The organism is Butyricicoccus sp., from assembly GCF_050872565.1.
Lineage (GTDB): Bacteria > Bacillota > Clostridia > Oscillospirales > Butyricicoccaceae > Butyricicoccus_A.
Map to the genome: position 1 here is coordinate 1 of NZ_JBNMHC010000040.1, position 10,912 is coordinate 10,912.

Annotated in this window: 15 protein-coding genes and 1 other annotated feature; of the genes, 12 read left to right on the plus strand and 3 right to left on the minus strand. The window is 49.5% G+C overall.

The window, feature by feature from the left end; translation table 11 throughout:
• Both ACR0P9_RS03215 and ACR0P9_RS03220 read right to left on the minus strand, forming a co-directional pair.
• Positions 1 to 1,124 (minus strand): hypothetical protein (locus ACR0P9_RS03215; RefSeq protein WP_432617399.1); only part of this gene is annotated, 1,124 nt, incomplete at its 3' end.
• 102 nt (positions 1,125 to 1,226) lie between these two features.
• On the minus strand, positions 1,227 to 1,928 hold the full coding sequence (locus tag ACR0P9_RS03220) for a DUF421 domain-containing protein (RefSeq protein WP_432617400.1): 702 nt from the start codon (positions 1,926 to 1,928) through the stop codon (positions 1,227 to 1,229).
• A 147-nt stretch (positions 1,929 to 2,075) separates the two neighbouring features.
• On the opposite strand from ACR0P9_RS03220, the gene ACR0P9_RS03225 reads away from it, so the two are divergent.
• Positions 2,076 to 2,414: a hypothetical protein gene (locus ACR0P9_RS03225; RefSeq protein WP_432617401.1), complete on the plus strand. Its 339-nt coding sequence runs from the start codon at positions 2,076 to 2,078 to the stop codon at positions 2,412 to 2,414.
• A 70-nt stretch (positions 2,415 to 2,484) separates the two neighbouring features.
• On the opposite strand, the gene ruvX is transcribed toward ACR0P9_RS03225, so the two are convergent.
• Positions 2,485 to 2,904 carry a Holliday junction resolvase RuvX gene (gene ruvX / locus ACR0P9_RS03230; RefSeq protein WP_432617402.1) on the minus strand — a complete coding sequence of 140 codons (420 nt, stop codon included), beginning with the start codon at positions 2,902 to 2,904 and terminating at the stop codon, positions 2,485 to 2,487.
• A gap of 150 nt (positions 2,905 to 3,054) precedes the next feature.
• On the opposite strand from ruvX, the gene ACR0P9_RS03235 reads away from it, so the two are divergent.
• The 11 genes from ACR0P9_RS03235 to ACR0P9_RS03285 all read left to right on the plus strand — a co-directional run.
• Positions 3,055 to 3,399 carry a hypothetical protein gene (locus ACR0P9_RS03235; protein ID WP_432617403.1) on the plus strand — a complete coding sequence of 115 codons (345 nt, stop codon included), beginning with the start codon at positions 3,055 to 3,057 and terminating at the stop codon, positions 3,397 to 3,399.
• Between the two features lie 223 nt (positions 3,400 to 3,622).
• Positions 3,623 to 3,982 carry a hypothetical protein gene (locus ACR0P9_RS03240; protein WP_432617404.1) on the plus strand — a complete coding sequence of 120 codons (360 nt, stop codon included), beginning with the start codon at positions 3,623 to 3,625 and terminating at the stop codon, positions 3,980 to 3,982.
• Positions 3,983 to 4,179: 197 nt separating this feature from the next.
• The gene (gene rpmG, locus ACR0P9_RS03245) at positions 4,180 to 4,329 is read left to right on the plus strand and encodes a 50S ribosomal protein L33 (protein WP_432617405.1); all 150 of its coding nucleotides are present in this window, start codon (positions 4,180 to 4,182) and stop codon (positions 4,327 to 4,329) included.
• 23 nt (positions 4,330 to 4,352) lie between these two features.
• Complete coding sequence (secE, locus tag ACR0P9_RS03250) at positions 4,353 to 4,610, plus strand: preprotein translocase subunit SecE (protein WP_432617406.1); 258 nt, start codon at positions 4,353 to 4,355, stop codon at positions 4,608 to 4,610.
• Between the two features lie 20 nt (positions 4,611 to 4,630).
• Positions 4,631 to 5,170 carry a transcription termination/antitermination protein NusG gene (nusG, locus tag ACR0P9_RS03255; protein WP_432617407.1) on the plus strand — a complete coding sequence of 180 codons (540 nt, stop codon included), beginning with the start codon at positions 4,631 to 4,633 and terminating at the stop codon, positions 5,168 to 5,170.
• 97 nt (positions 5,171 to 5,267) lie between these two features.
• Positions 5,268 to 5,693 carry a 50S ribosomal protein L11 gene (gene rplK, locus ACR0P9_RS03260; protein WP_216469441.1) on the plus strand — a complete coding sequence of 142 codons (426 nt, stop codon included), beginning with the start codon at positions 5,268 to 5,270 and terminating at the stop codon, positions 5,691 to 5,693.
• Positions 5,694 to 5,801: 108 nt separating this feature from the next.
• Positions 5,802 to 6,500 carry a 50S ribosomal protein L1 gene (gene rplA, locus ACR0P9_RS03265; protein WP_432617408.1) on the plus strand — a complete coding sequence of 233 codons (699 nt, stop codon included), beginning with the start codon at positions 5,802 to 5,804 and terminating at the stop codon, positions 6,498 to 6,500.
• A gap of 57 nt (positions 6,501 to 6,557) precedes the next feature.
• Positions 6,558 to 6,708, plus strand: a sequence feature (ribosomal protein L10 leader region).
• A 27-nt stretch (positions 6,709 to 6,735) separates the two neighbouring features.
• Positions 6,736 to 7,302 carry a 50S ribosomal protein L10 gene (gene rplJ, locus ACR0P9_RS03270; protein WP_432617409.1) on the plus strand — a complete coding sequence of 189 codons (567 nt, stop codon included), beginning with the start codon at positions 6,736 to 6,738 and terminating at the stop codon, positions 7,300 to 7,302.
• A 73-nt stretch (positions 7,303 to 7,375) separates the two neighbouring features.
• Entirely contained in the window at positions 7,376 to 7,744 is a 369-nt protein-coding gene (gene rplL, locus ACR0P9_RS03275) for a 50S ribosomal protein L7/L12 (protein ID WP_216469439.1), read from the plus strand.
• A 698-nt stretch (positions 7,745 to 8,442) separates the two neighbouring features.
• Positions 8,443 to 8,766 (plus strand): DUF6110 family protein, encoded by a 324-nt coding sequence (locus ACR0P9_RS03280; protein ID WP_432617410.1) that lies wholly within the window; start codon positions 8,443 to 8,445, stop codon positions 8,764 to 8,766.
• Positions 8,767 to 8,852: 86 nt separating this feature from the next.
• A partial coding sequence (locus ACR0P9_RS03285) for a heavy metal translocating P-type ATPase (protein WP_432617411.1) occupies positions 8,853 to 10,912 on the plus strand: 2,060 nt, incomplete at its 3' end.

Genomic DNA, 10,912 nt, shown 5'->3' on the forward strand with positions numbered 1-10,912 from the left:
GGAATCGTAGAAGAAATCACGGATTCCGTTGCCTGGTGATACGTGGTCGTCTGTTCCTCGGTTGTGTTGTCAGACGAAGCGTCTTGCGTCTGGGCAGGAATCGTATACGTATACGTCCGCATAGCTGGATTCAGCAGGGAAGAATCCGACTGTGCTGCGTCTGCTGCGACAACCAATTGGGTAGCTGTGTCGGCGGATGCCAGCAATTTGCCGTCACAGTCAAATCCATCAACAGACCAATACCAAATACCCGGCTGATTTTGAATTTCTGTCGGCAGGGTGTATTCCTGTGCACCGCTGCCGGTGGAAGCAATTTGCTCGACATACAGCGGCTTCTGTGCGAAGTTTTCCTGCTGATAGAAGTACAAGAGATAATAATCAGCACCGCTGCCTGTCCAGCTGACTGCATTCGTGCCGGAGTGCATAGAAATCGTGCTGATGGTTTCGGTTGTGCTGCTGGTACCGCGTCCTGTATGTACAGCAGCGGCGACGCGATAGGTTAAGAGAGCGGTTTGCTCTGCGGAAATTTGTTCGCCCACGCCGAGCAGCTGGTCACCAATACCGCTTGTGAGACCTTGACGGATAAAATAGGCTGTGCCTTCTCGTGCCCAATCCGGCACATACGCACCGTCTGTATAGGAATACAGGGCTTCTGCGATTTCATTTTCTGACAGATCGGTACCGCTGTTTGCACTGCGCACAGCCTGATATAACACAGCGAACAGCTGCTGCCGATTGGCAGGCTCGCGCGGAGAAAATGTACCGGATTCCTCCTGTGTCAGACCCAATAGCCATGCCTCTTGTACATCTGCACTTTTCGTGTCCGTAAACGGGCATACCGTGCGTTTGGCCTGGTCACGGCTCATCAATGCGTCATAGGACGTGTCTGTCAGAGATGCGTACAGCCGCACAGCGAACGAACACGCCTGTTCTTTGGTGATAGATGCGGTTGCCAATTGTCCATCCATGCTGTCTGGCAGCAGAGCCGCCTGGTCTGCCGCAGAGAGGACGGTTTGTGTCTCTGCTGATGCCTGTTTGAAATCAACAGCTTGTGCATGTGGTGCGCCCAGCAGGCAGGCACTCAATGCGACAGCTGCCGCGCAACCCCAAAATGGATATTTCATCGAGTTGCTGTCACTCCTTTTCTATATCGATACCATTCGGAGTTAGTATAACACAATTTCTTTGCTGAAAAAACGAGAATCACAAAAAATACACAAAGAATTTTACTCCCAAATATCGCGATGGTCTTTGTGCGTATAGGAAAATACAGTCAAACTGCCGTCTGCTGAACAGATGGCTAAAAAGATGTCTGTTATCCGTACATGCTGCCGCGCGAGCTGCTTGTCCAGCCAAGCGCGGTCAAAGCCCATGTTTTTGAGATTGTGTTCCATGAGTACGCCGTCTAGAATGATATTGCCGCAGGCTGTCTCCTGAGAAACAGCGAGAGCCAGATCTTCCGGCGTTGCCGGACGATAGCGGCTGACCGGCAAAATACTGATGCTGCCGTTGGCTTCCAGCACAGCGGTTTGGATTTGATTCAGGTCAAAATAGCCTTGCTTGCGGCATTCCATTAAAAATTCATGGATGTCCATATGTGCCCGTTTGAAATTCTTGTCGTATACTCTGCCGTTATCCAGCAAGACGGATGCGCGGCCATTGAGAAACCGGCGAAGCCGCAGCGAACGATTGGGCAAGACGGCAAGAATCCATGTCGCTATGCCGAATACCAGCAGAGCAATGAGCCATTTCCAGAATTCCTGTCCCTCGGCAATGGCGAGTTCTGCGCCAATTGAACCGATCGTAATTCCATTGATATAATCAAAGGTACTGAGCTGTGCCAATTGCCGATGTCCAATTGCCTTTGTGATGGCGAATAAAACGGCCAAGGCGAGCAGTGCCGTCAGTGCGGTCTGTATCACAAACATATCCCGTCCTCCCCATAGTTTTGGTTGCATGTCTAGTATGTGCAAAAAATTCGGCATGATACACCGCTGTCCTGCATGGGATTTTTGCATTGCGGGCATGGGACGATCATGTTATAATGCTGCACAAAGGCGGGAGGTATCGCGATCATGAAAAAAATCAGCACACGAAATGCTGTCTTGGCGGGCATTTTTGGATGGGTTTCCTTTTTATTGGCAGACAGCATCTGCTTTTCTTTATTGACACTCAAATTGACTTGGCAGCCTGCGGCGATTATCTCCGCGGTACTCGGTGCCATGGCAGCGCGCTGGATTTCGTATAGCTTTGCGCGAAACAAAGCGGTTGGATTTTGTATCCTATTTGTTGCTTTGACGGCGGGCGTACAATATCTTATGGGTTCCGGCAGCATGACGCTGTCTGCACTTGTCGCAGCGGTGTTCTTGGTCATCTTCTGGCTGGTAGGCATGACTGCAAAACAAGCAGACTAAATACAGAATAAATAAATCGCGCAGTGTTTTCTGATAGGAGAAAGCCTGCGCGATGTGTTTTTGTCTCTGGTTATCTCTGCATTCGCTTGAAATCCAGATAGCCCTGTAAAATCAGGGATGCAGCGACGGCATCGACGTTTTTCTTGTGTTTTTTCTGCTTTTTGCCGGAAGCGTGCAGAATGGCATGGGCTTCAATCGTTGTGCGGCGTTCATCCCAATAGACAACCGGAACACCGGTGCGCGATTCCAGTTCTGCGCCGAGAGCCTTGCACTTTTCTGCGCGTTCGCCTTGGGTGGCATTCATATTTTTCGGTAAGCCCATGACGATTTCTTCGATTTTTTCCTTCTGAACGAGGGCGGTCAGCTCTTCCAGCAGCTTTTCGGTGTTCCAAGTCGAGATGACTTGCGGAGAACCAGCCAAAAATCCCGTCGGATCAGAGATGGATACACCGGTGCGTGCATCGCCGTAGTCAATTCCAAGTATCTTCATATCCCATAAACTCCTTTGGCATAGACATCCAGTGGTTTCGATCTTGTTCGTATTGTAGCATACAGGGGATTCTGATGCAAATGACATTGCACTTTTGGCATTTGATTGTTATAATAGAACAAGCAAAAAATGAGAGAAGGGGTTGATGATATGGCACAATCCAAAAACAATCGAAAAAAGGGACGAAAGAAGAACAACAAAGCCCATGCGGCACAGACGACAAAAAATGCCGTTCCCACCATGCGGGACTGGGATAAAGAGAAAAAAATTCGGTTTGCCTGTCTGGGCGTGATGATTGTGGGATTTGTGCTCGCACTGATTGACAATCGTATCACTTCTCTGATCGGCTATCCGCTGGCATTTATCGGCGCGGCAGCGTCTATGGTCAATACCCAATGGGACACCACCAACCACAAGATTACCAAAATTGTCCTGTGCGTGTTCTGTATGCTGTGCGCGATGCAGTTTGTCCTGCTCATTATGGGAAATGGGTGAGAGAGTTTCTAACCAATCACATAGCCTTCCTCTTTGAGGAAGGTGGCGCGGCGCAAGCCGTGACGGAAGGAGTTTTTACATTGGCAGATACGTATCAGAGCAAATCTCATGCGTTTTTATCCATTGAATAAAACTCCCTCAGTCATTTGCAAAGCAAATGCCAGCTCCCTCAAGGAGGGAGCCAAATGCTTATTACTAACGAATCAAACAAGGAGATGCACTCATGGCAGAATCGAAATCCAAGAGAAAAAACGGAAAGAAGCGTGCGCCGCAGCGCAAGGCACCACCGAAGCCGCCAACCAAGGCAGAAGTAGAGGCGGCAGAACAGGAAGTAAAGAAGAACAAAAAGAGTACGTATATGGGCTTGATTGCCGTCGGCATCATGCTGGTCGGCATTCTGGTCGGACAGTTCTGCGGTCAGATCGGCGCGTTCATCGGCTATCCGGTTGCCTTTGTAGGCAGCATCATCGGTATTTTGGCTTCGCGCGACCAGCAGAAGGGCCGCACGATGACCACAATCTGCTACACCATTTTCGCCGTTCTCGTCGCGTACAGCTGGTTCTTCCAGGTCATCAACCGCTAAAGACGAAAAAAGTCGGCACAGTGCTGTGTTCGTGACAAAAACATCTGTAAAAATTTGTGAAAAATAAATTGTCAAATCGGCATTGACGAAAGATACCCTGCGTGTTATAATAATAACACCTATGCAGGGTATTTTTTTATGCTCTCTTTTGGGAAGCAGCCCTGCAAAGGGAGGCAATTATTTAAGGAGGTGCCGTTATGCGCGTTAAGGTAACCCTGGCTTGCACCGATTGCAAGCAGAGAAACTACGACTCAATGAAGAACAAGAAGAACAACCCGGAGCGTCTTGAGATGAAGAAGTACTGCCCGTTCTGCCGGAAGCACACACTCCATCGTGAGACCAAGTAAGGCTGGAGAAAGGATACGGCTTCATGGCTAAGAAAGACCAGAACGCTTCTGAGAAGAAGAACTCCGGTAAGGAGAAGAAGCCGGGCTTCTTTTCCAGAATTGGCAAGTGGTTCCACGATCTGAAGAGCGAATGCAACAAGATTGTGTGGCCGACTCGTAAGCAGACTGCGAACAATACGCTCATCGTTATAGCTACCATTCTGGTCATCGGTGTGTTTATCTGGATTCTGGATGCAATCTTTAATCTCGGAATCACAACGCTGATCTCTGTGGCTGCGTAAGCGGAAAGGTTTGAAAACAAATGTCTGAGACACCAAAATGGTATGTCGTTCATACCTACTCTGGCTACGAGAACAAAGTAGCCTCATCCATTATGAAAGCGGTAGAAAACCGCAAAATGCATGACCTGATTACCGAGGTAACCATTCCGGTCGAGACCGTCCGCGAAGTCAAGGACGGCAAGACCCGCGAGGTGGAGCGCAAGCTGTTCCCGGGTTACGTTCTGGTAAAGATGATCGTGACCGACGAGAGCTGGTATCTCGTGCGCAACACGCGCGGCTGCACCGGCTTCGTAAGCCCGAATTCCAACAAGCCGCAGCCTCTGACTGATGAGGAAGCGCGCAAGTGGGGCGCAGTGTCCCGCGAGGTGGAAGAGGTGCAGATCGGTTACAAGGTCGGCGATTCGGTACGCGTCTGCGGCGGTCCGTTTATCGACTTTGTCGGCGTTGTCGACGAAATCGACGCAGGACAGAACAGGGTTCGCATTACCATCCCCGTGTTCGGACGTGAGACCCCGGTTGAGCTGGAACTCAATCAGGTCAAAGCCGTTGATGAGGAGTAATTCCTCGTTTTTTGGCAGGTGGGAGAGCGCAGCAATTGCGTAAGCACATTGCCAAGCGACTCGCCATTACCACATTTTTCAAGGAGGTGCTATACAAATGGCACAGAAAGTAGTAGGATTTATTAAGCTTCAGATTCCGGCAGGCAAGGCAACACCGGCTCCTCCGGTAGGTCCGGCACTCGGCCAGCACGGTGTCAACATTATGGCTTTCACCAAGGAATTCAACGAGCGCACCAAGAATGACGCAGGTATGATTATCCCGGTCGTTATCACGGTATACGCTGACCGTTCGTTCTCCTTCATCACCAAGACCCCTCCGGCTGCTGTCCTCATCAAGAAGGCATGCAACATCCAGAGCGGTTCTGCGGTTCCGAACAAGACCAAGGTTGCAACGATCAGCATTGACGACGTCCGCAAGATTGCAGAGACCAAGATGCCTGACCTGAATGCTGCTTCTGTAGAGGCTGCTATGAGCATGATCGCAGGCACCGCCCGTTCCATGGGCATCACTGTCGCTGAGTAATTTCTCGCGACCTGAGTTATTTTAATTTTCATTTGCTGACGGCGGCCCGCGCCGTCTGGTGGGAGGAACCAATCGTTCCGAATTAACCACTAAAGGAGGAAATTTATCGTGCGCAAAGGTAAGAAGTATATTGAGAGCACTAAGATCGTAGATCGCAGCAAGCTCTATGACACTGATGAGGCTTTTGACACTGTCGTAAAGACTGCAAAGGCAAAGTTCGACGAAACTGTCGAAGTTCACGTAAAGCTGGGCGTTGACTCCCGTCATGCTGACCAGCAGGTTCGCGGCGCTATCGTACTGCCGAACGGCACCGGTAAGAATGTTCGCGTACTTGTTTTCGCTAAGGGCGATAAGGCACAGGCAGCTCTCGACGCTGGCGCAGAATTTGTAGGCGCTGAGGATCTGGTTCAGCGCATCCAGAAGGAAAACTTCTTCGACTACGACGTAGTTATCGCTAGCCCGGACATGATGGGTCTGGTAGGCCGTCTGGGTCGTGTACTCGGCCCGAAGGGCTTGATGCCGAACCCGAAGGCTGGCACCGTAACCATGGACGTTGCGAAGGCTGTAAACGAGGCTAAGGCTGGTAAGATCGAGTACCGTCTGGACAAGACCAACATCATCCACTGCCCAATCGGCAAGGCATCCTTCGGTGCTGAGAAGCTGGCTGAGAACTTCAACACCCTGATGGGCGCTGTTCTGAAGGCTCGTCCGGCAGCAGCAAAGGGCCAGTACATCCGCTCCTGCGTAGTTGCATCTACCATGGGCCCTGGCATCAAGATCAACGCTGCTAAGCTCGGCAACAACTAAGTTTAAAATTTTTAAACTTTTTTCAAAAAAGCCCTTGACAGGAATGAATCGGGCTGTTATACTATAATAGCTCGTTCAAAGACAGCAGGAGATGGGTCATCCATCGTAACCGGTTTTACCATCCTGCCGAGGCAAGCATTTGTGAAATTTTCCAAATGATTTTTCATGCCCTTCTGTCTTTGAGCAGAAGGGCATTTTCTATGTCCCAATCACTTTTATGGAGGTGAAACAGACTATGCCAAACGCAAAGGTTCTGGAACAGAAGAAGGCACAGGTTGCTTCTCTGGTTGAAAAGATCAAGAATTCCCCGGCTGGTGTTGTTGTTGATTATAAGGGTATCAACGTAGCTGACGATACCGCTCTCCGTAAGGAGCTGCGCGAGAACGGCGTTGAGTACGCTGTTGTCAAGAACACCATGCTGAAGTTTGCCGCTCAGGAAGTTGGCTTCGACGGTATGTTCGAGCATCTGCATGGCACCACTGCTATCGCAATCGCATCCGAAGACGTTGTAGCTCCGGCAAAGATCCTCGCTAAGTTCGCTAAGGATCATGAGAACTTCAACATTAAGACCGGTTTCCTCGATGGTGCTGTTGTACCGGTATCCAAGATCGAAGAGCTGGCTAAGCTGCCGAGCAAGGAAGTGCTCATCGCACAGACCCTCTACAGCTTCAACTACCCGATTATGCAGCTGGCTATTGCGCTTAACGCAATCGCTGAGAAGGGCGAAGCAGACCAGGAAGCTCTGGTTTCCACTCTGGTTGCTGCTGAGGCTCCGGCTGAAGAAGAAGCAGCAGCTGAATAAGATTTGCTGCTGAAAACAGGGAAGAAATTTCCCATCCACACATTTAACTTTTGAAATTATGGAGGTTACTACCATGACTGTCAATGAAATTATTGATGCTGTCAAGGAACTGAAGGTTCTGGAACTGGCTGAGCTGGTTAAGGCTCTGGAAGAAGAGTTCGGCGTATCCGCTACTCCGGTTGCTGTAGCAGGTGCTGCTGCAGGCGCTGGCGAGGCTGCTGCTGCTGAGAAGACTGAGTTCGACGTTGTTCTGACCGCTGCTGGCGACAAGAAGATCAACGTAATCAAGGTTGTACGTGCCGTTACCGGCCTGGGCCTGAAGGAAGCTAAGGCTAAGGTTGACGAGCTGCCGTCTACCCTGAAGGAAGGCGCTTCTAAGGAAGACGCAGAAGAGATCAAGAAGCAGCTGGAAGAGGCTGGCGCTTCTGTAGAGCTGAAGTAAGTTACTTACTTTATATCTCGACGCTACAAGACCCGTGGGTTTATCCCGCGGGTCTTTTTTTGCGCTCATGCACCAGTTTTTTGTCCGATTGGAGCATTCGTGTCCGAATGGGCTGCTTGTATTTGCTGTGCTGTGGTTTTATGCGGTTAACGATATGCAAACGCAATACAGGAAAATAAGCTGCGCCAGAAGAAACATCTTGTAATTTTGGTTGTTTTTGTCGGAAAAAATGACAAAAAATATGCGCTGCGTAAAAACGAAAATTGCAGGAATCCTTTGTAAAAAATTCATCAGCTTTCCAGAAAATGTTGATTATTTTTTCGCTTATATCCGTGAAAAGTATGAAAATACGAACCGAATGTTTCTTTTTACGTGCCTAAATATAGAAAAAGTTAAAGATTCGCAACATAAAAATAAAACGAAAATTTGCCTATGCTGTCGGATATTAGCAGAATATAACCTGTCGCGTGTAAAAACTTGGCAAAAATTTTGCACAGGAATTTGTAAAATATTTTTCAAAAAAATCGGAAAAGAGTAGCAGAAAATGCAAGAGCTTGCTATAATAAAATCATAGTAAATGAGGTGATACATCAGATGAAAGTACATAAGTTCTTTGCCGGGTTAACCGTCGTTTGCTTTATCATTACAGTGCTTTCAGGCATCGAAAAGGCCTGAATTTTTATAGGAGGTTACTTATCATGGGAATCATTTCTAAGGTTACAGAAGCATTTAACGAAATCAACTGGAATAAGGTTGGCATTTTTACCGGCGGCGTTCTGTTCGGTACTGCTGGTATTAAGATTCTGAGCAGCAAGGATGCAAAGAAGGTCTACACCCAGACCACAGCTGCCGCTATGCGTGCACAGAGCTGTGTGATGAAGACTGTCACCAAAGTGCGTGAAAACTGCGATGACATCGTAACCGATGCAAAGATCATCAATGAGGAGCGCGAAGCTGCTGACGAGTACATCGAGGATGCAAAGGCTGAGGAGAAGACCGAAGCTCCGGCTGAAGAGGCATAAGCTGCCGCATCGTATACGGAAAGATCATGCAGTGCCTGCCTGAGTGCAGGCACTGTTGCTGTTCATAGAGGAGGCTTCATTGTAGTATGAAGGGTAAAATTCTGCATGAATCTGCGGGAAGAATCCGTGTCCGTGTGCAGCAGAAGCACATGACGCTGGAACAGGCAGATTTGTTGGAGTATTATTTTAGAAATCAGGACGGCGTCAAGGACGTTCAGGTTTTTGACCGTACCTGTGATATTGTCATTCGGTATACTGGCGCGCGTCAGGCAGTGATTGATGCTCTGCGCACCTTCTCGTATGCCGAAGCCAAGGCATTGGATCTCGTACCGGATCATACCGGCCGTGCCCTGAGCCGCGAATACGAAGATAAGATCGCGGCATCGGTTTTGCGCCGCATTCTGTGCAAGACCATTGTTCCGGCACCGATGCGTGCTGCCATTGCACTGACCAAGTCGGTGAAATATATTCGCCATGGCATTTCGTCCTTGGCACAGGGCAAGCTGGAAGTAGCCGTACTGGATGCCACGGCAATTACGGTATCCATGCTGCGCGGTGACTTTGATACCGCTTCGTCTGTTATGTTCTTGCTCGGCATCGGTGAGACACTGGAAGAGTGGACGCACAAAAAGTCTGTGGATGATTTGGCGCGTACCATGTCGCTGAATGTCGATAAGGTATGGTGCTTGGTAGACGGACAGGAAGTACTGACACCGGTCAATGAAGTACAGGTCGGCGATGAAATTGTCGTTCGCACCAGCAATATGATTCCGCTGGATGGCAAGGTTGTTTCCGGTGAAATGACTGTCAATCAGGCGTCGATTACCGGTGAATCTCTGCCGGTACGCAAGGAAGCTGGCACGTATGTCTATGCCGGTACCGTTGTCGAAGAAGGCACCTGCGTGATTTGTGTCGATAAGAATTCCGGCAGCGGACGCTATGACCGCATTGTCAAGATGATTGAGGAATCGGAAAAGCTCAAGTCCGCTTCGGAGGACAAGGCATCTCATCTGGCGGACAAGCTGGTACCGTACAGCTTGGGCGGCACAGCGCTGGTATATCTGCTGACGGGCAATGCAACCCGTGCGCTGTCTGTCCTGATGGTTGACTTCTCTTGTGCCCTCAAGCTGGCAATGCCGATTTCGGTTCTGTCTGCGATGCGTGAGAGCAGTGTACATCATATTTCTGTCAAGGGCGGTAAGTTCTTGGAAGCTGTTTCTGAGGCAGATACCATTGTATTGGACAAGACCGGCACGCTGACCCATGCATCCCCGAAGGTTGCCAAGATTATTCCGTTTGGCGGAAACAATGAGAATGAAATGCTGCGTTTGGCTGCTTGCTTGGAAGAGCACTATCCGCATTCGATGGCAAAGGCTGTCGTACAGGAAGCGGCAAAGCGTGACCTTAAGCACGAGGAATGCCATTCTGAGATTGAATATGTCGTAGCACACGGCATTTCCAGCATGGTAGAAGGTCAGCGCGTGCTGATTGGCAGCTATCACTTTATCTTTGAGGATGAAAAGTGCATACTGCGCGAGGAAGACAAGGAACTGTTTGAGACCATTCCGGAGGAATATTCTCCGTTGTATTTGGCCATCTCCGGCGAGCTGGCAGCAGTCATCTGTGTCGAAGATCCGCTGCGTGAAGAGGCAGCAGAGGTCATTGACCAGCTGCATATGCTTGGCATCAAGAACGTTGTTATGATGACCGGCGACAACAGCAAGACGGCAAGTGCTGTTGCAGCAAAGCTGGGCATTGACAAGTACTATGCAGAAGTTCTGCCGGAAAATAAGGCAGAATTTGTCAAGGCAGAGCATGAGGCAGGACGAAAAGTTATCATGGTTGGTGACGGCGTCAACGATTCTCCGGCCCTGTCTGAAGCAGATGCAGGTATTGCCATCAGTGATGGCGCAGCAATTGCGCGTGAAATCGCAGATATTACGATTTCGGCTGACGATCTGTACACTTTGGTAACGCTGAAAAAGATCAGTGATGCACTGATGCAGCGCATCGACCGCAATTATCGCTTTATCATTGGCTTTAATCTCGGTCTGATTCTGCTCGGTGTGGCAGGTGTCCTGCAACCGGCAACGTCTGCGATGCTGCATAATCTGTCCACGCTGGGCATTAGCTTGGACAGCATGAC